The following is an 18068-nucleotide window of genomic DNA, read 5'->3' on the forward strand; positions in this document are numbered from 1 at the left end:
CAGGCGTGTAGCACTTGTAGGCCGGATAAGGCGTTCACGCCGCCATCCGGCAAAAAGCCTACCCCTGCTCGCCCATCAACTGCTTCACCAGCTCAACGCAGCGCAGGAACCGGGCATCGTAATCCGACTCTTCCACGTGGACAAATTCGATCTCGTTTTCTTTCAGCAGCGACACCAGCAGCGTCTGAAACTCTTTGCGATCTACCGAACTGCCGAGGCTACGCAACCCATCGGCTACCCACGGCGTGTTGTTTTCCAGCAGGATCACCAGATCAAAGCGATATTCATCGATTAACGCCTGCACGAACGGATGTTCGCGGCCTTCGTACTTCAGGCAGAAGGCCTGAGTGCTGACGAAGTCGGTATCGATAAACGCCACCTTATTGGCGTATTTCACCGCGAAATCAATGTACTGTGCGTGCCCCAGCGCGATTTTATCGTAATCGGAATACTGCAACGCCATTTCATCGCCGCCGAGGTGTGAGAAGACGTAATCGCGGCCATATTCCCAGGCGCTGGTAGTATTGAAGATATTGGCGAGCTTATTCACCAGCGTCGATTTACCGCTCGACTCGCCGCCGAGGATCGCCACCGTACGCACAAAGAACGGTTTTACCTCAGTCGGAATATATTCCCAATAGCGGAACGGGTTTTCGCGGATCTGGCCGCCGCTGATACTCATGAAGGTTCGCTTCGGATCGATAAGCACGGTTTCGATCCCCAGATGCTCCAGATACTGCGGCGCATCGGCCTCTTCTGAGGTATAAATCCAGTTTGGCTCGATTCCCTTTTCACTCATGAAGGCGCGGATCCCACGGCTCCAGACATCCCAGCCGTGCGGGTACGGCTCCATCCCCTCTTCATTGAAGGCATGGATGCGAATGTTTTTTTGATATTTAAAGGTTTGCAGCAGCCAGCGCAGACGATCGGGAACCGTCGGCTGTTGCGACATGGCGCTCTCTTCGAACAGCTCGCGGTCACGAGTGTCGTCATAGCCCATGATGATATGAAGCTCATCGACCTGGCTACAGGCGCGCTGAATCAGGTAAATATGCCCGGTATGCAGCGGATAAAATTTACCAAAAACCACCCCGACGCTTTTTTGTTTGCGCGGGAATTCAAGGCCGAGGAAGCGGTGTAAGGCTTCGAGCTTCTGGGCGCTCGGGCTTTTGATTTTCGCGTTTAATAGCTGACTGAGATAACCTTTGGTCATCCCGCTGGCTTCTGCCACCTGCTGCAGCGTACAACCCTTTTGCTTAATGGCGTTTTTCAGATAGTCGAATGACGACATAGTTTATGCGTGCCTCCTGCAAACTCGGGTTTGCTACCCGTCATACCCTGAAGTATGACGGGTATCATTATAAGTCGTCAAAAACGCTCAGCGCATCGGCCAGTTTTTTCACGCCAAAGATTTGCATCCCTTCCGGCGCTTTTTTGGGCACATTGGCCGCTGGTACGATGGCGCGACGGAACCCATGTTTCGCCGCCTCGGAAATGCGCTCCTGGCCGCTTGGCACCGGGCGAATTTCACCGGCTAATCCGACTTCACCAAAAACCACCAGATCCTGCGGCAACGGACGATCGCGCAGGCTCGAGACCATCGCCAGCAGCAGCGCCAGGTCGGCGCTGGTTTCAGTGACTTTGACCCCGCCAACCACGTTGACGAAGACGTCCTGATCGGCCATCTGCAGGCCGCCATGACGGTGCAGCACCGCCAGAAGGATCGCCAGACGGTTCTGTTCCAGGCCTACCGCTACGCGACGCGGATTAGACATCATCGAGTGATCGACCAGCGCCTGAATCTCAACCAGCAGCGGGCGGGTGCCTTCCCATACCACCATGACCGAGCTGCCGGAGGTGACTTCATCGCCGCGGCTGAGGAAGATGGCGGAGGGGTTGCTGACTTCGCGCAGGCCCTGCTCGGTCATCGCGAAGACGCCGAGTTCATTGACCGCGCCAAAGCGGTTTTTATGGCTGCGCAACGTGCGGAAACGGGAATCGGCATCGCCGTCCAGCAGCACCGAGCAGTCAATACAGTGTTCCAGTACTTTCGGACCGGCCAGCGAGCCATCTTTGGTGACGTGGCCGACCATCACAATCGCCACGCCGCGAGTTTTGGCAAAGCGCGTCAGATAGGCCGCGGTTTCACGTACCTGGGCCACGCTCCCCGGCGACGACTGGACATCAGCCATATGCATCACCTGGATGGAGTCGATGACCATCAGCTGCGGCTTTTCTTCATCGGCAATCTGGCAAATTTGCTCGATGCTGGTCTCCGAGAGCATATTCAGATTCGCCGTCGGCAGCCCGAGACGATGCGCGCGCATCGCTACCTGCTGTAGGGATTCTTCCCCGGTGACGTACAGCGTTTTCATCCCTTCGGCCAGCTTACAGAGGGTTTGCAGCAGCAGCGTCGATTTCCCGGCGCCGGGGTTACCGCCGATCAGAATGGCGCTGCCCGGCACGACGCCGCCGCCGAGTACGCGGTCGAACTCTTTAAATCCGGTGGAAAAACGCGGCAGCGCCTCCAGGCTTATCTCCGATAGCTTCTGTACCTTCGACACGCCGGCATTCCCGGCGTAGCCTGACAGACGCTCGTTTCTCGCCACCTGCGGCGAGGCGGCGATGCGCATCTCGGTGATGGTGTTCCAGGCATGGCAGGCGCTGCACTGCCCCTGCCAGCGCGGATAATCCGCACCACATTCATTACAGACAAATGCGCGTTTTGGAGCTTTCGCCACGTTAACCTCTTACTTTTGATTCATGCTGCCGGAGAGAATACAGAATACCCCCATCAGGTCAGCGTGGCGGATGGTGACTTCCGCCTGTTCATTGACTTTTGGTTTCGCATGATAGGCAATACCGAGACCTGCCGCCTTGATCATCGGCAGATCGTTGGCGCCATCGCCAATCGCCACGGTTTGCGCCGACGGAATTTCATATTTTTCCGCCAGCTTACGCAGAGTATTGGCTTTATATTTGGCGTCGACGATGTCGCCGATCACGTTGCCGGTGAGCTTGCCGTCCATAATTTCCAGCTCGTTGGCGAATACCGCATCGAGATGCAGCTTATCGCGCAGATATTCGGCAAAGAAGGTAAAGCCGCCGGAGGCGATGGCTACCTTCCAGCCCAGCGTTTCCAGCTTCAGCACCAGTTGGGTCAGCCCCGGCATCAGCGGCAGCGCTTCCCGCACCTGCAGCAGAATGTTCGCGTCGGCGTCTTTCAGAGTGGCGACGCGCTGGCGCAGGCTGGCGGTGAAGTCGAGCTCGCCGCGCATCGCGCGTTCGGTCACTTCCGAGACCAGTTCGCCGGTGCCGGCAAGCTTAGCGATTTCATCGATACATTCGATCTGAATCGCCGTGGAGTCCATATCCATCACCAACAGGCCCGGCGTGCGCAGATGCGGGATTTTCCCCAGCGGCGCGACGTCCAGCCCGGCCTCATGGGCCAGGCGCGTGGCGCGCTGCGTCAGCGAACCCGCCAGGCGAATCACCTGATAGTCTTCCACGACCCAGGAAGAGACGATGACCAGCGCCGCGCCGAGCTCGCGCTGCCACGCCGTCAGCCGACGTTTATCGAGACCGCGACCATACAGCAGCCAGCCGCTGCGCCCGGCGTGATAATCCAGCGGCATGACCTCGTCGCCGCTCAGGGAAAGCGGCAACCCAGGCCACAAGGAAACATCTTCGGGCAGGTCGCACCAGGTCAAACTGTTAGGCATTACGGCTCCACATCTCTTCATTCAGGCGAGGAAAATAACGCATGAGGCTACCTTGTAACCAGCGCTTCTGGCAACATTAAGCTGCAAATTTTCAAAGGTGGAATATGGTACGAGCAAAACTGAAATTCCGACTGCATCGCGCCGTCATTGTTCTGATCTGTCTCGCGCTTCTCGTCGCGCTGATGCAGGGCGCCTCGTGGTTCAGTCAGAATAGCCAAAAGCAGCGTAATCCGCAGTTGGAAGAGCTGGCGCGAACGCTGGCGCAGCAGGTTACGCTGAACCTGGCGCCGCTGATGCGTAGCGAAACGCCCGACGAAAAGCGCATTACCCGCCTGCTGGAACAGCTGACGGACAAAAGCCGGGTGCTCGATGCCGGGGTATATGATGAACAAGGCGATTTGGTGGCCCGCTCCGGCGAAAGCGTCGATGTGCGCGACCGCCTGGCGCTGGATGGCAAAAAAGCCGGCGGCTACTTTAACCAGCAAATCGTCGAGCCGATCCTCGGCAAAAACGGTCCGGTCGGCTATCTGCGCCTGACGCTGGATACCCACACGTTGGCCACCGAGGCAAAACAGGTGGATAATACCACCAATATCTTACGCCTGATGCTGCTGTTGTCGCTGGCCATCGGCGTGGTGCTGACCCGTACGTTGCTGCAGGGCAAACGTACCCGCTGGCAGCAATCGCCCTTCCTGCTCACCGCCAATAAGCCCGTCCAGGACGAAGATAAAGATTAATCAGACAAGGATATCCTATGCCGACGCTCCGCCTGTTGCTCTCCGATTCCTACGACCCCTGGTTTAACCTCGCGGTCGAGGAGTGTATTTTCCGCCAGATGCCGGCCACCCAACGGGTACTGTTTCTGTGGCGCAACGCCGACACCGTGGTGATTGGCCGCGCGCAGAACCCGTGGAAGGAGTGCAATACCCGGCGCATGGAAGAGGACCACGTCCGGCTGGCCCGGCGCAGCAGCGGCGGCGGCGCGGTATTCCACGACCTCGGCAATACCTGCTTTACCTTTATGGCGGGCAAACCGGAATACGACAAAACCGTTTCTACCGCTATCGTGCTGGCGGCGTTGAATTCGCTTGGCGTGACCGCCGAGGCTTCCGGGCGCAACGATCTGGTCGTGAAAACCGATAATGGCGACCGCAAGGTTTCCGGATCCGCCTATCGCGAAACGATGGACCGCGGTTTTCATCACGGCACCCTGCTGCTAAACGCCGACTTAAGCCGTCTCGCCAACTATCTTAATCCGGACAAAAAAAAGCTGCAGGCCAAGGGCATTACCTCGGTACGCGGGCGCGTAGCGAACCTGGTTGAGCTGCTGCCGGGCATCACCCATCAGCAAATTTGCGAGGCCATTCAGGAGGCATTCTTCAGCCATTACGGCGAGCGGGTAGAGGCGGAAGTCATTTCACCGGACAACACGCCGGATCTGCCGAATTTTGCCGAGACCTTCGCCCGCCAGAGCAGCTGGGAGTGGAACTTCGGCCAGGCGCCCGCTTTCTCCCACCTGCTGGATGAGCGCTTTCGCTGGGGCGGCGTCGAGCTGCATTTTGACGTCGAGAAGGGCCATATCACCCGCGCCCAGGCTTTTACCGATAGCCTGAACCCGGCGCCGCTCGAGGCGTTGTCGGCACGATTAGTCGGTTGTCAGTATCGGGCGGAAATATTACAGCAGCAGTGTGAGGCGCTGCTCGCCGATTTCCCTGAGCAGGAAGCGGAACTGAAAGAACTGTCGGCGTGGCTGGCCGGCGCGGTGCGCTGATAAAAAAGCCCGCTGCGCTTAGCGGGCCTGGGAAACCGTAGGCCGGGTCAGGCGAAGCCGCCACCCGGCACAACAGGTCTTACTCTTTATCGCCCAGCAGTACGGATTCCAGCGCGATTTTAATCATATCGTTGAAGGTGGTCTGACGCTCAGCGGCAGTGGTCTGCTCGTGAGTGCGGATATGATCGGAAACGGTGCAGATGGTCAGCGCTTTCGCACCGAACTCAGCCGCTACGCCATAAATGCCGGCCGCTTCCATTTCCACGCCCAGAATACCGTATTTTTCCATCACGTCGAACATAGACGGATCCGGCGTATAGAACAGATCAGCGGAGAAGATGTTGCCAACGCGCGCGTCAACGCCCAGCGCCTTCGCCGCGTCTACCGCGTTACGCACCATGCCGAAATCGGCAATCGCCGCGAAGTCGTGGTCTTTGAAACGCAGACGGTTGACTTTAGAGTCGGTACACGCGCCCATGCCGATAACCACATCACGCAGTTTGACATCTTCACGCACCGCGCCGCAGGAGCCGACGCGGATGATTTTCTTCACGCCGAAATCGGTGATCAGCTCTTTGGTGTAGATAGAGCAGGATGGGATACCCATGCCGTGGCCCATCACGGAGATTTTGCGGCCTTTGTAGGTACCGGTGAAGCCCAGCATGCCGCGCACGTTGTTCACTTCACGCACGTCTTCGAGGAAGGTTTCTGCAATGTGTTTCGCGCGCAGCGGGTCGCCCGGCATCAAAACTACGTCAGCAAAATCGCCCATTTCTGCGTTAATGTGTGGGGTGGCCATCGTTTTATCCTTATATAAATTGTTCGGGCCTGATGGCGGCTACGCCTTATCAGGCCTACAAAACGTATTCAAATACCCTAAGGATTTCGCGTTGTAGGAAGGTGACGAATTCGTGAATCCCCGGGAGCATAGATTAACTATGTGACCGGGGTGAGCGAATGAAGTCAACGCATCTACAGCGCGAAAGACAACGGGTATTACAGCATGTTTTTACCGTACGCCATTGGCGAAGTACCAAAGTACGTCGCCAGCGTCTGGCCGATATCGGCGAAAGTTTCGCGGTGGCCTAACGAACCCGGTTTCACTTTCGGGCCGTACACCAGCACCGGAATGTGTTCGCGGGTGTGGTCGGTACCGGTCCAGGTCGGGTCGCAGCCGTGGTCGGCGGTGAGGATCAGAATGTCGTCTTCCCCAACCAGCTCCATCAGCTCCGGCAGACGACGGTCGAACAGCTCCAAACCCGCCGCGTAGCCAGCGACGTCGCGACGGTGGCCCCAGGAGGAGTCAAAATCGACGAAGTTAGTGAAGACGATAGTCTCGTCGCCCGCTTCCTTCATCTCTTTGATGGTCGCGTCGAACAACGCGTCCAGCCCGGTGGCTTTCACTTTCTTAGTGATGCCGCAGTTGGCGTAGATGTCGGCGATTTTACCCACGGAAACCACGTGGCCGTTTTTCTCGTCGACCAGCTTCTGCAGCACGGTCGGCGCCGGCGGCTCGACCGCCAGATCGTGACGGTTACCGGTACGCTGGAAGTTACCGGCTTTGTCGCCAACAAACGGACGAGCAATCACGCGGCCAATGTTATAGCCGCCTTCGGTCAGCTCTTCACGGGCGATTTCGCACAGCTCATACAGCTTGTCGAGGCCGAAAGTCTCTTCGTGACAGGCGATCTGGAACACCGAGTCAGCAGAGGTATAGAAAATCGGTTTCCCGGTTTTCATATGCTCTTCACCCAGTTGGTCCAGAATCACGGTACCGGAAGAGTGGCAATTGCCGAGATAGCCCGGCAGGTTCGCGCGCTTAACCAGTTTATCCAGCAGTTCCTGCGGGAAGCTGTTCTCGTGATCGCTGAAGTAGCCCCAGTCAAACAGCACCGGCACGCCGGCGATTTCCCAGTGGCCAGACGGCGTATCTTTACCGGAAGAGAGTTCATGCGCCCAGGCATAGGCGCCAACAACTTCGGCATTACCGTCCATACCGGCGGCAATTTTACCGGTAGAACCTTCATGCGCTTTCACCAGACCCAGACGGGTCAGGTTAGGTAAATTCAACGGGCCTTTACGACCATTGTCAGCTTCACCTTTGGCGCAGGCTTCCGCAATGTGGCCCAGGGTATCGGCGCCCACATCGCCAAAGCGGTCAGCGTCTTCCGTTGCGCCAATCCCAAAGGAGTCCAGCACCATAATAAATGCACGTTTCATCTTGTTCTCCATACATCATGCGCTGCAAAAAAGCGATCAGATCAGTATATCGCTACTTGGTGATACGGCGATAGACCGTCGGTGTAATTTCTGGGGCGTGGGCGTCCAGTTTTATTGCCGCTTTCACGGCTTTGGCCGCTTCCTGCCAGCTCGATTCATCTTTCGCATGAATCACCGCCAGCGGACGTTCGCCATCAACTTTATCGCCAAGGCGCGCCATATCGGTAAAGCCAACGCTGTAGTCAATAGTATCGGAAGCCTGACGACGACCGCCGCCCATCGACACCACCGCCATCCCCAGCGCGCGGGTATCCATTTCAGAGACAAATCCGGCGCCTTCAGCATAGACCGCTTTGCTCAGCATTGCCGTCGGCAGGTATTTCGCATAGTTTTCGACAAAGTCGCTCGGCCCCTTCTGCGCCGCCACCATGCGGCCAAAGACTTCCGCCGCTTTACCGTTATCCAGCACCGCCTGCAATTTCGCGCGCGCCTCGGCGTCATCCGCCGCCAGCTTGCCGGAAATCAGCATTTCCACGCACAGCGCCATGGTGACGTCGTACAGGCGCGGGTTGCGGTATTCGCCGGTCAGGAACTGTACCGCTTCGCGAACTTCAACGGCGTTACCCGCGCTGGAGGCCAGCACCTGGTTCATATCCGTTAACAGTGCGGTCGTGCGCACGCCGGCGCCGTTGGAGACGCCAACGATCGCTTCGGCAAGCGCTTCTGAAAGCTCATAAGTCGGCATAAAGGCGCCGCTGCCGACTTTAACGTCCATCACCAGCGCGTCCAGACCTTCCGCCAGTTTCTTGGCCAGAATAGACGCGGTAATCAGCGGGATGGAATCCACCGTCGCGGTAATATCGCGGGTGGCATAGAAACGTTTGTCAGCCGGCGCGAGCGAGCTGGTCTGCCCGATAATCGCCACGCCGACATCTTTAATAATTTCGCGGAAACGCGCGTCGTCCGGGAAAATATCAAAACCCGGGATCGCTTCCAGTTTATCAAGCGTACCGCCGGTATGGCCGAGACCACGCCCGGAGATCATCGGTACGTAACCGCCGCAGGCGGCAACCATTGGCCCCAGCATCAGCGAGGTGACGTCACCCACGCCGCCGGTCGAGTGTTTATCGACGATCGGGCCGTTGAGGTTAAGGCTTTTCCAGTCGAGAACGGTTCCTGAATCCCGCATCGCCATGGTCAGCGAGACACGTTCCGGCATAGACATATCATGGAAGAAGATGGTCATCGCCAGCGCGGCGATCTGTCCTTCAGAGATAGTATTATCGCGGATACCGTTGATGAAAAAGCGAATTTCTTCATCGCTTAATACATGACCATCACGTTTTTTACGAATAATTTCTTGTGCGAGAAACACGGTAACCTCCCAAATAGTATAAATTGCCGGATGGCGGCGCGAGCGCCTTATCCGGCCTACAGGCATCCATTCGTAGGCCGGATAAGCGCAGCACCATCCGGCGTATCAAGGGATTAGTAGCTGCTGGCGCTCTTACCGTCGCCGTGACCCAGGGCTTTCAGCAGGCTAGCCAACAGGCTGGATGCGCCGAAACGATAGTGACGGGAATCGGCCCAGTCGGCGCCGAACAGTTCATCAGCAATCGCCAGGAACTGCTGCGCGTCTTCCGCGCTACGCACGCCGCCGGCAGGTTTAAAGCCAACGGTTTTCTCAACGCCCATATCGCGGATCACTTCCATCATGATGCGCGCGCTTTCCGGTGTCGCATTCACCGGCACTTTACCGGTAGAAGTTTTGATGAAATCCGCGCCCGCTTTAATAGAGATTTCAGACGCCTTACGAATCAGCGCTTCTTCTTTCAGTTCGCCGGTTTCGATGATCACTTTCAGCAGCACATTCGCCGCCGCACAGGCTTCTTTACAGGCTTTCACCAGATCAAAACCCACCTGCTCGTTACCCGCGATCAGCGCGCGGTACGGGAAAACCACATCCACTTCATCCGCGCCATAAGCGATTGCCGCGCGGGTTTCCGCCAGCGCGATATCGATATCGTCATTACCATGCGGGAAGTTAGTCACCGTCGCGATGCGGATATCCGGCGTTCCTTGTTCGTTCAGCGTCTTACGGGCAATCGGGATAAAACGCGGGTAGATGCAGACCGCAGCGGTATTTCCCACCGGCGTTTTCGCCTGATGACACAGAGCGATCACCTTCTCATTGGTGTCGTCATCGTTCAGGGTGGTCAGATCCATCAGTTTCAACGCGCGCAGGCTGCTTGCTTTCAAATCAGTCATTTCATACTCCGACGGCGTATTGCCGGTTCAATAGTTTGTTCACCTTGCGAGCCTGTTACTATTGTAACAACCGCTCGCCATTACACTTCGACATTCATCACAGTTAATGAAAACTAATTACTAATTTGCATTACTGTAACGTGATAAAAATCACAATTAGCCAGCAATTCCCGCCAGCCTCACCGTCATCTCCTGTTTAAGCATAATCGGCAAACCGAAGTTCATGGTGATGTTATTATTCTAACATATCAAAACAAGTTATCTCGACGTCATAGCGCACAAATTGTGCAAATCCTGGCCATAAATATACTTTCTGATTGAAACTTAATGGATTTTATATTTATAAAAAATGATGGGATTGTCACACCCGACCAGAACCGGGGACGACGTTGTCCAGTATGTGGGTCGTTAGAGGGTTAGCGCGGTAAAGAGGTTTTTGGTATTCGCCAGTAGTGCCGCTTCAATTTCCTGCGCCGGTTCCGCGCGCAGTTCGCAGAGCGAGTCAAAGACGCGGGCCGCCTGTTCCGGGCGGTTCGGCTGTCCCTGAAAACCATTCAGCGGCATATCCGGAGCATCGGTTTCCAGCAGCAGCGAAGAAAGCGGCAGACGCGCCATAACATCGCGAGTTTTGCTGGCGCGGGGATAGGTAATGGTACCGCCAACGCCAATCTTATAGCCCAGCTGTACAAAACGTTCCGCCTGCTGCAGGCTGCCGGCAAAACCATGCACCACCCCGGCGCGCGGCAGGTTATGTTTTTTTAGCAACATCGCCAGCTTATCGTGGGTGCGGCGCGAATGCAGGATCACCGGCAAATCGTAACGCTTTGCCAGCCGCAACTGCGCTTCCAGCAGCGCCTGTTGGCGATCGTATTGCGGATCGTCGCGGTAGAGATCGAGGCCAATCTCCCCGACGGCCACGAGTTTCGGATGACGCTGTGCAAGATAGCTTTCCAGTTGCGCTAACCCGCGGTCATCATGCTGTTCGATAACAATGGGATGCATCCCTAACGCGGCATACAGCGGCTCGTGTTGCTCCGCCAGCGCCAGCACGCGAGCAAAGCGCGCGGCGGATATCGACGGCACGATTATGCGCCCAACGCCGGCCTGCGACGCCCGTGCGATACTCGCCGGTTCATCCTCTGTAAATGGGGGAAAATCGAAATGACAGTGGGTATCAATAAAGCGTAACGTCACGCCAGATCCTCGTTATTAAAGCTGGGGTCATTAGCCTGCGGCGCGGTGATAATCGCCTGTTGCGGCGTTTCGTTAGCTACCGGCAGCGGCGGCACCACTACCGGCGTCGTCATTGCCACACGCGGCGCATGACGTAACAGCGGCGGTTGCTCGGTCAGCAGTTTCCCTACCGTAGCGAGGAAGTAGCGGCCGCACTGGCGCCCGGTTTTATAATCTTCCAGCAGCGCCGGCAGACGGCTACCAAGCGCCATACTGCGCAGCGGCCGCTGCGGATAGATTTCGAATATCCGCAGTTTACCCGGCGGTTTTTCAATAAACTGCTGCGTCGCGCGATAGGTGGTTTCGTGGTGCTGTACCAGGTTCACAAAAGGCTGCAAACTGCTTTCCCCCAGCCAGCGCTCCATCCGTTTAAACCACTGCGGAGTGTAGAACATCTGCGAAGGGACGGTACGGATAACCACAATAGTCTGCGCGCCGCGGCGCGCCGCCTCCTGCACAGGGATCGCGTCGCTGACGCCGCCATCGAGGTAGTTCACGCCATCCAGCAGGACACCGCTACGGTAAAAGCCTGGAATGGCGCTGGAGGCGCGGATCAGATCAAGCCAGGTCTGGCGGGTAGGGGAAAAATAGTTTGCCGTGTAGTCGTCACCGCGGCAGGCGCACATCCACAGCTCTTTACCCAGCGCGAACTGCTCCTCGGCATAGTTCATCGCCAGCGGCATTTGTTGTGCAGTGGAATCGACCAGCCAATCGAGATCGATAAGATTGCCGCCGCGTACGAAGCGCATCGGGTCAAAAAATTGCCGCGAGGTGGTGTAACGCGTAATGACTTTACGGGCGTAGCCCTGCTGATTACAGATATAAGCGGAGATGTTTTGCGCGCCAGCGGAAGTGCCTAGCATCAGGTCGAAAGGGTTAAATCCAGCGCGCATGAATTCGTCCAGAACCCCGGCTGTGAAAATACCTCTCTGACCACCGCCTTCACACACCAGAGCCAATTTGCCTGGACGGAAAGGTTTTACCGCTAACGGGGCGATATTGCCCAACGTCACGGGAATGCGCTGCCCCACCCTGCTTTCCTGTTTGTTTATTTTCTATCATTAAAGTAACGCAAATTGTCGTCCCCTGAAACCGCAAAAGCCAGTCACATTGACTGGCTTTATGTAAGACGTTATGTCATCACTGCCCGGTTATTGATTCACGCCTTTCGGCACATCGCCTCTAGGGTCGTTTTCGCCCGGTAAACAGGCTGACCAGGAAAATGATAATACCGACAACAAAGACGATTTTAGCCGCCCACGCCGCGGTACCCGCCAGACCACCAAAACCCAATGCGGCGGCAATTAACGCGATGATCAGAAAAATAATGCCCCATCTAAACATACTGTTCTCCTTACCATATGATTAACGGTCGCTTTTCTGCGCGCTCAGGCCGCGCATACATCAACCCTGCGTACAACTCGCTCAGCGGTCTCGCCGCTGGCGAATATCTTTTAATAAATACCCTTACTGCACTTTAAGATCGTTTTTCACGCTCTTAACACCGGTAACCGCTTTGGCAATGTCTGCCGCGCGATCGACCTGCTTGCTCGATTCCAGGGTTCCGGAGAGATGTACCACCCCGTTGCTGGTTTCCACCGTCACCTTACGCGACGGAACGATATCGTCCGCGAGCAGTTTGGCTTTGACTTCGCTGGTGATTGCGGTGTCGCCGGCATAGCCCTTCAGGCTTGCCGATTTTTCACCCGCCACGGTCAGCTTATCGCTTACCGAACTCACCCCTTCGACGCCTTTCGCCGCGCTGACGGCCTGTGATTTTTGCTCAGCGCTCTCCACCGTTCCGCTTAAGGTCACCACTTTGTTTTCCGTTTTCACCGAGATATCGGTGCTACGGATCCTTTTGTCATCGATCAGCGCCGCCTTAACACGGGCGGTGATCGTGCTGTCATCCATAAAATCGCCAACCTTGTTGATTGACTTATCGACGCTTTCTCCGGCGCTGGTCGCGGCAGCCTTCGCGCTATCGGTTGCGGTGGTTTCCGCATAGGTCGAGGCGCTTATCAACGCTGAGCCTAAGAAGAGAGGCAGCAATAGCCTGGCGCTCTTTAGTCTGGTCATTGGTATGCCCTCACGATGTCTGCTTTGGTAAAACACATGGCTATTTATTCAGCCAGGTTTCTGAAAAGTGCTTAATAAATATAGTAGATGAGCGGAGATGCGGCGGAGGGTTTGAATAAAAAAGCTACGATTCGCGCAGATTTAAGAACTTTCTATGGTAAGGAGTGTGGCTGGGAAAACAGGCTGGAGCGCAGCATCGCCGCGCTCCAGAGAGATATTAGTGTTCGCGGGTTTTGCGGAACACCACGTCAGGATAACGCTCTTGCGTCAGGTTCAGGTTCACCATCGTCGGGGCGATATAGGTGAGATTATCGCCGCCATCCAGCGCCAGCTGAACTTCGTTCTTACGCTTAAACTCTTCAAATTTCTTCACGTCTGTCGATTCAACCCAACGCGCGGTAGCCACGTTGACGGATTCGTAAATCGCTTCAACGTTGTATTCGCTTTTAAGACGCGCTACTACCACGTCAAACTGCAGCACGCCGACGGCGCCAACGATCAGATCGTTATTAGCGATAGGGCGGAAGACCTGTACCGCGCCCTCTTCAGACAGCTGTACCAGCCCTTTCAGCAGCTGTTTCTGCTTCAGCGGATCTTTCAGGCGAATACGACGGAACAGTTCCGGCGCGAAGTTCGGAATACCGGTGAACTTCATCATTTCGCCCTGGGTAAAGGTGTCGCCAATCTGAATGGTGCCGTGGTTATGCAGACCGATAATATCGCCCGGGTAGGCTTCTTCAACGTGCGAGCGATCGCCCGCCATAAAGGTCAGCGCGTCGGAAATCACCACGTCTTTGCCGATACGCACCTGACGCAGCTTCATGCCTTTCTCGTATTTGCCGGAAACCACGCGCATAAAGGCCACGCGGTCGCGGTGTTTCGGGTCCATGTTGGCCTGAATCTTAAACACGAAGCCGGTGAATTTCTCTTCTGTAGCCGTCACTTCACGGGTATCAGTGTTACGCGGCATCGGCGCCGGCGCCCACTCCACCAGACCATCCAGCATATGATCCACGCCGAAGTTGCCTAATGCGGTCCCGAAGAACACCGGAGTAATTTCGCCCGCCAGGAACAGTTCTTTATCGAACTCGTTCGAAGCGCCCTGCACCAGTTCCAGTTCATCGCGCAGCTGCTGCGCCAGATCGTCGCCCACCGCGGCATCGAGTTCAGGGTTATTCAACCCCTTAACCACGCGCACTTCCTGAATGGTGTGCCCTTTACCGGTCTGATAGAGGTAAGTTTCATCTTTATAAAGATGATAAACCCCTTTAAACAGCTTGCCGCAGCCGATAGGCCAGGTAATCGGCGCGCAGCCGATTTTCAGCTCATTTTCAACTTCATCCAGCAATTCCATCGGATCGCGGATATCACGGTCGAGTTTGTTCATAAAGGTGAGGATCGGCGTATCGCGCAGACGGGTAACTTCCATCAGCTTGCGGGTACGATCTTCGACGCCTTTCGCCGCATCGATAACCATCAGACAGCAGTCAACCGCCGTCAGGGTACGGTAAGTATCTTCGGAGAAGTCTTCGTGCCCCGGGGTATCCAGCAGGTTAACCAGGCTGTCATGGTACGGGAACTGCATCACCGAGGTGGTAATCGAGATCCCACGCTGCTTTTCCATTTCCATCCAGTCGGATTTAGCATGCTGGCTGGAACCACGGCCCTTCACGGTACCTGCGGTCTGAATCGCCTGTCCGAACAGCAGCACTTTTTCAGTGATGGTGGTCTTACCGGCATCCGGGTGAGAAATAATGGCAAAAGTGCGGCGTTTAGCCACCTCTTGCAGATAAGGAGACAACGTCATAATTCAATCTTCTAAGTAAACGCGGCAATGGGCCGCGCATGTGGAATACGAAAAATTGCGGCTATTTTACCCATCAATGGGGGGGAGGCAATTAGTGTTTACACAGGAGTTGCTCCAGTTCGCTTAAAGAGGTCACCGTCCAGTCTGGCTGCAGGTCTGCCGGCAGCGTTTGCTGGTGCGCATTCAACCAACAGGTGGCAAGCCCGGCATTGACGCCGCCGCGGATATCCGACTCGGCGGTATCGCCAACCATCAATACCCTGTCGCGCGACGGATTACCCGCTTGCGCCAGCGCGTAATCGAAGATACGCGCATCCGGCTTCGCGACGCCGACTTCCTCAGAAATAATCAGCAAATCAAAGTGATCGCGCAGGCCTGTTCGTTCCAGTCGAGTCTGCTGCAACGAGGTAAAACCGTTGGTGATGATGCCCATTTTTACCTTGCCCTGCAGCGCATTCAGCAGCGATACAGCGCCCGGCAGCGGCGCGCAGATTTCCGCCATCGCATTCATGAAAGCGTCGTTCAGTTCGCCCGGAGGGACGTTCAAACGTTCCGCCCAGCTATCAAAACGCTGATGCTGTAATTGTAGCGAGGTGATGGCGCCGTTTTGATAATCCACCCACAGCGGCTTATTAACGGCCTGATAGTCCTGAAAATCTTTGGCGGTAAATGTCACGCTATAGTCGAGAAACATCCGCTGTAAACCGCTGAAAGAGTCAAACGTAAACAACGTTTCATCGGCATCAAAGAAAATCCAGTCCCATTTCATCGTTTCACCTTGTCTTACATACTGATTGGCAGAGCCATGATAATTGCGTCTTCACGCCCGTCGGCCGTAGGGTAGTAATTGCGGCGGATAGTCGCCTCGTTAAAGCCTAAGCTTTCGTAGAGCGCGATGGCGGCGACATTCGATGCCCGCACCTCCAGCCACAGCGTGACGACGCCGAGTTTTTCGACTTCATCAATAACATGTTCCAGCAGTTCCCGTCCCAGGCCGCGGCGCTGGTAGGCGGGGTCGACGGCGATGTTAAAAAGCGTCGCTTCATCAAGGACAATCTGAGTAATGGCAAATGCCGCCATTTCTCCATCCACTGCCAGTTGGTAATTCAGATAACGTTCACCCTGATTGCTGGCAAAGGTTTGTTCGCTCCACGGAAAAGCGTGGGCGCGTTTTTCGATTTGCCAGGCTTTGGATAAATCAGCCGTGCTGAGGGTAGAAATCGTGTTCATGTGCGCAGATTTGTTGCCAGAGCGCGATGCGAGCCGGCACGCTGCTCTGAAGTTCATCAAAAACGGGCGTCGAGACCTGGGCGCCCGCCAGCGACAGCGGCGTCTCGCAGCCCAGTCGCCAGCTGTTGCAGCGGCTATTTTGCGGCAGCATCGCTACCCGGTCCGGCGTAAGCTGCAGTACCTGATCGGCGCGAATCGAGAGCGCGCGCAGAATATCGCTAATGAGCGGTTCAGTCAGCGACGGCGGGGTTTCCGCCACCATCACCAGACGAATATGTTCAGGAAGCGAGATAGCGATTTCGCCCTGCAACGCCCCCGGGCGACGCAGCGACCACTGGGTAATTCCCAGTTGCTGTAATTGCCAGTCTCGTCGGGAAGTCATAGCGAAACACTCCTGTTAAACAAGCGCGCAATATAGCAAATCCGTCGTATCTGCGCCAACAAACTACTATAATCGGCGCCAGTCTTATTGAAGGAGTGTTTCATGTCAGCTTTTACCCCGGCAAGTGAAGTCTTGCTGCGCCACAGTGATGATTTCGAGTCCGCCCGCGTTCTGTTTGCCGGTGACCTGCAGGATGACCTGCCTGCACGTCTGGATACCGCGGCCAGCCGCGCTCATACCCAACAATTCCACCACTGGCAGGTCCTGAATCGCCAGATGGGCGACAACGTTCGTTTTAGCTTAGTGGCCGAGGCCGCCGACGTCGCCGATTGCGATACCCTGATCTACTACTGGCCGAAGAACAAGCCAGAAGCGCAGTTCCAACTGATGAACCTGCTCTCTCTGCTGCCGGTGGGGATCGATATTTTTGTGATTGGCGAAAACCGCAGCGGCGTACGTAGCGCCGAGCAAATGCTCGCCGAATACGCGCCGCTAAATAAAGTGGATAGCGCCCGCCGCTGCGGTCTCTACCACGGCCGTCTGGAAAAACAGCCCTCCTTCAACGCCGAACAGTACTGGAACGAGTACACGCTCGATAATCTGACCATTAAAACGCTGCCGGGCGTGTTCAGCCGCGACGGCCTCGATGTCGGCAGCCAGCTGCTGCTGTCGACCCTGCAACCGCACACCAAAGGTAAAGTGCTCGATGTCGGCTGCGGCGCCGGGGTGCTTGCCACGGTACTGGCCAGCCATTCACCGAAGGTACGCCTGACGCTATGCGACGTCAGCGCTCCGGCGGTCGAAGCCAGCCGCGCGACGCTTGCCGCGAATGGTTTTGAAGGCGAGGTCTTTGCCAGTAACGTCTTCTCTGAAGTCAACGGCCGTTTTGACATGATCATCTCAAATCCGCCATTCCACGACGGCCTGCAGACCAGTCTTGAAGCGGCGCAGGCGCTGATCCGCGGCGCGGTCCGCCATCTGAACAGCGGCGGCGAACTGCGTATCGTTGCTAACGCCTTCCTGCCGTATCCGCAGGTGCTGGATGAGACGTTTGGCTTCCACGAAGTGATCGCCCAAACCGGCCGTTTCAAAGTTTACCGCACGGTGATGACTCGCCAGGCCAGGAAATAATTTTCTTTTCCCATCGGCGGCATGCTCGACGTGCCGCCAGTCCTTCCCTTCGCTCTGAATAGCCCATTTTTGCAGCAATCGAGAAAACCTGCATAATTAACTATTGACGTGTCGCCGAAAACCACTAGAATGCGCCTCCGTGGTAACGATACTTTTTAGTGTCGATGGTATGCGAAGGTGGCGGAATTGGTAGACGCGCTAGCTTCAGGTGTTAGTGTCCTTACG

Annotated in this window: 18 protein-coding genes; 3 read left to right on the forward strand and 15 right to left on the reverse strand. The window is 56.1% G+C overall.

Features of this window, described 5'->3' with window-relative positions; all coding sequences use genetic code 11:
* Window positions 1-58: 58 nt before the first annotated feature.
* From nadR to serB, 3 genes are all read right to left on the reverse strand, one after another.
* The gene (gene nadR / locus ABLU80_RS16965) at window positions 59-1291 is read right to left on the reverse strand and encodes a multifunctional transcriptional regulator/nicotinamide-nucleotide adenylyltransferase/ribosylnicotinamide kinase NadR (RefSeq protein ID WP_015368374.1); all 1233 of its coding nucleotides are present in this window, start codon (window positions 1289-1291) and stop codon (window positions 59-61) included.
* 67 nt (window positions 1292-1358) lie between these two features.
* Window positions 1359-2741 (reverse strand): DNA repair protein RadA, encoded by a 1383-nt coding sequence (radA, locus tag ABLU80_RS16970; RefSeq protein ID WP_015368375.1) that lies wholly within the window; start codon window positions 2739-2741, stop codon window positions 1359-1361.
* Between the two features lie 9 nt (window positions 2742-2750).
* Window positions 2751-3722, reverse strand: a complete 972-nt coding sequence (gene serB / locus ABLU80_RS16975) for a phosphoserine phosphatase (RefSeq protein WP_015368376.1) — start codon at window positions 3720-3722, stop codon at window positions 2751-2753.
* A 104-nt stretch (window positions 3723-3826) separates the two neighbouring features.
* Between serB and ABLU80_RS16980 the strand changes: the two genes are divergently transcribed.
* Together ABLU80_RS16980 and lplA are read left to right on the forward strand one after the other, a co-directional pair.
* Window positions 3827-4459, forward strand: coding sequence for a YtjB family periplasmic protein (locus ABLU80_RS16980; RefSeq protein WP_015368377.1), 633 nt, complete (start codon window positions 3827-3829; stop codon window positions 4457-4459).
* A gap of 17 nt (window positions 4460-4476) precedes the next feature.
* Window positions 4477-5493, forward strand: a complete 1017-nt coding sequence (gene lplA, locus ABLU80_RS16985) for a lipoate--protein ligase LplA (RefSeq protein ID WP_047080153.1) — start codon at window positions 4477-4479, stop codon at window positions 5491-5493.
* Window positions 5494-5572: 79 nt separating this feature from the next.
* Here the strand turns inward: lplA and deoD are convergent, their stop codons facing one another.
* The 12 genes from deoD to ABLU80_RS17045 all read right to left on the reverse strand — a co-directional run bounded on the left by deoD (window position 5573) and on the right by ABLU80_RS17045 (window position 16712).
* Window positions 5573-6292, reverse strand: coding sequence for a purine-nucleoside phosphorylase (gene deoD / locus ABLU80_RS16990; RefSeq protein WP_002887789.1), 720 nt, complete (start codon window positions 6290-6292; stop codon window positions 5573-5575).
* Between the two features lie 197 nt (window positions 6293-6489).
* On the reverse strand, window positions 6490-7713 hold the full coding sequence (gene deoB / locus ABLU80_RS16995) for a phosphopentomutase (RefSeq protein WP_048230596.1): 1224 nt from the start codon (window positions 7711-7713) through the stop codon (window positions 6490-6492).
* A 52-nt stretch (window positions 7714-7765) separates the two neighbouring features.
* Window positions 7766-9088, reverse strand: coding sequence for a thymidine phosphorylase (gene deoA / locus ABLU80_RS17000; RefSeq protein ID WP_015368380.1), 1323 nt, complete (start codon window positions 9086-9088; stop codon window positions 7766-7768).
* 113 nt (window positions 9089-9201) lie between these two features.
* Complete coding sequence (gene deoC / locus ABLU80_RS17005; RefSeq protein WP_015368381.1) at window positions 9202-9981, reverse strand: deoxyribose-phosphate aldolase; 780 nt, start codon at window positions 9979-9981, stop codon at window positions 9202-9204.
* Window positions 9982-10389: 408 nt separating this feature from the next.
* The gene (locus tag ABLU80_RS17010) at window positions 10390-11175 is read right to left on the reverse strand and encodes a metal-dependent hydrolase (RefSeq protein ID WP_015368382.1); all 786 of its coding nucleotides are present in this window, start codon (window positions 11173-11175) and stop codon (window positions 10390-10392) included.
* Window positions 11172-12245 (reverse strand): patatin family protein, encoded by a 1074-nt coding sequence (locus ABLU80_RS17015; RefSeq protein WP_260842156.1) that lies wholly within the window; start codon window positions 12243-12245, stop codon window positions 11172-11174. The genes ABLU80_RS17010 and ABLU80_RS17015 overlap by 4 nt, the downstream gene beginning before the upstream one ends.
* Window positions 12246-12396: 151 nt before the next feature.
* Entirely contained in the window at window positions 12397-12558 is a 162-nt protein-coding gene (locus tag ABLU80_RS17020) for a DUF1328 domain-containing protein (protein ID WP_015368384.1), read from the reverse strand.
* A gap of 123 nt (window positions 12559-12681) precedes the next feature.
* Window positions 12682-13293, reverse strand: a complete 612-nt coding sequence (osmY, locus tag ABLU80_RS17025) for a molecular chaperone OsmY (protein WP_045358894.1) — start codon at window positions 13291-13293, stop codon at window positions 12682-12684.
* A gap of 217 nt (window positions 13294-13510) precedes the next feature.
* Window positions 13511-15100, reverse strand: a complete 1590-nt coding sequence (gene prfC / locus ABLU80_RS17030) for a peptide chain release factor 3 (RefSeq protein ID WP_015704321.1) — start codon at window positions 15098-15100, stop codon at window positions 13511-13513.
* 91 nt (window positions 15101-15191) lie between these two features.
* Window positions 15192-15869: a pyrimidine 5'-nucleotidase gene (gene yjjG, locus ABLU80_RS17035; RefSeq protein ID WP_015368388.1), complete on the reverse strand. Its 678-nt coding sequence runs from the start codon at window positions 15867-15869 to the stop codon at window positions 15192-15194.
* A gap of 14 nt (window positions 15870-15883) precedes the next feature.
* Complete coding sequence (rimI, locus tag ABLU80_RS17040) at window positions 15884-16330, reverse strand: ribosomal protein S18-alanine N-acetyltransferase (protein ID WP_015368389.1); 447 nt, start codon at window positions 16328-16330, stop codon at window positions 15884-15886.
* Entirely contained in the window at window positions 16299-16712 is a 414-nt protein-coding gene (locus ABLU80_RS17045; protein WP_032715969.1) for a DNA polymerase III subunit psi, read from the reverse strand. The genes rimI and ABLU80_RS17045 overlap by 32 nt, the downstream gene beginning before the upstream one ends.
* A 102-nt stretch (window positions 16713-16814) precedes the next feature.
* Between ABLU80_RS17045 and rsmC the strand changes: the two genes are divergently transcribed.
* The gene (rsmC, locus tag ABLU80_RS17050) at window positions 16815-17843 is read left to right on the forward strand and encodes a 16S rRNA (guanine(1207)-N(2))-methyltransferase RsmC (protein ID WP_032715968.1); all 1029 of its coding nucleotides are present in this window, start codon (window positions 16815-16817) and stop codon (window positions 17841-17843) included.
* Window positions 17844-18068: the final 225 nt, after the last annotated feature.

This window comes from Klebsiella sp. CN_Kp104, from assembly GCF_040064515.1.
Taxonomy (GTDB): Bacteria; Pseudomonadota; Gammaproteobacteria; order Enterobacterales; family Enterobacteriaceae; genus Klebsiella; species Klebsiella aerogenes.

Coding starts and splice junctions, on each gene's coding strand:
- prfC (WP_015704321.1), bottom strand. CDS start 15,100: ATGACGTTGTCTCCTTATCTGCAAGAGGTGGCTAAACGCCGCACTTTT.
- nadR (WP_015368374.1), bottom strand. CDS start 1,291: ATGTCGTCATTCGACTATCTGAAAAACGCCATTAAGCAAAAGGGTTGT.
- deoB (WP_048230596.1), bottom strand. CDS start 7,713: ATGAAACGTGCATTTATTATGGTGCTGGACTCCTTTGGGATTGGCGCA.
- deoC (WP_015368381.1), bottom strand. CDS start 9,981: ATGACTGATTTGAAAGCAAGCAGCCTGCGCGCGTTGAAACTGATGGAT.
- ABLU80_RS16980 (WP_015368377.1), top strand. CDS start 3,827: ATGGTACGAGCAAAACTGAAATTCCGACTGCATCGCGCCGTCATTGTT.
- ABLU80_RS17045 (WP_032715969.1), bottom strand. CDS start 16,712: ATGACTTCCCGACGAGACTGGCAATTACAGCAACTGGGAATTACCCAG.
- yjjG (WP_015368388.1), bottom strand. CDS start 15,869: ATGAAATGGGACTGGATTTTCTTTGATGCCGATGAAACGTTGTTTACG.
- rimI (WP_015368389.1), bottom strand. CDS start 16,330: ATGAACACGATTTCTACCCTCAGCACGGCTGATTTATCCAAAGCCTGG.
- deoD (WP_002887789.1), bottom strand. CDS start 6,292: ATGGCCACCCCACACATTAACGCAGAAATGGGCGATTTTGCTGACGTA.
- ABLU80_RS17020 (WP_015368384.1), bottom strand. CDS start 12,558: ATGTTTAGATGGGGCATTATTTTTCTGATCATCGCGTTAATTGCCGCC.
- osmY (WP_045358894.1), bottom strand. CDS start 13,293: ATGACCAGACTAAAGAGCGCCAGGCTATTGCTGCCTCTCTTCTTAGGC.
- lplA (WP_047080153.1), top strand. CDS start 4,477: ATGCCGACGCTCCGCCTGTTGCTCTCCGATTCCTACGACCCCTGGTTT.
- rsmC (WP_032715968.1), top strand. CDS start 16,815: ATGTCAGCTTTTACCCCGGCAAGTGAAGTCTTGCTGCGCCACAGTGAT.
- serB (WP_015368376.1), bottom strand. CDS start 3,722: ATGCCTAACAGTTTGACCTGGTGCGACCTGCCCGAAGATGTTTCCTTG.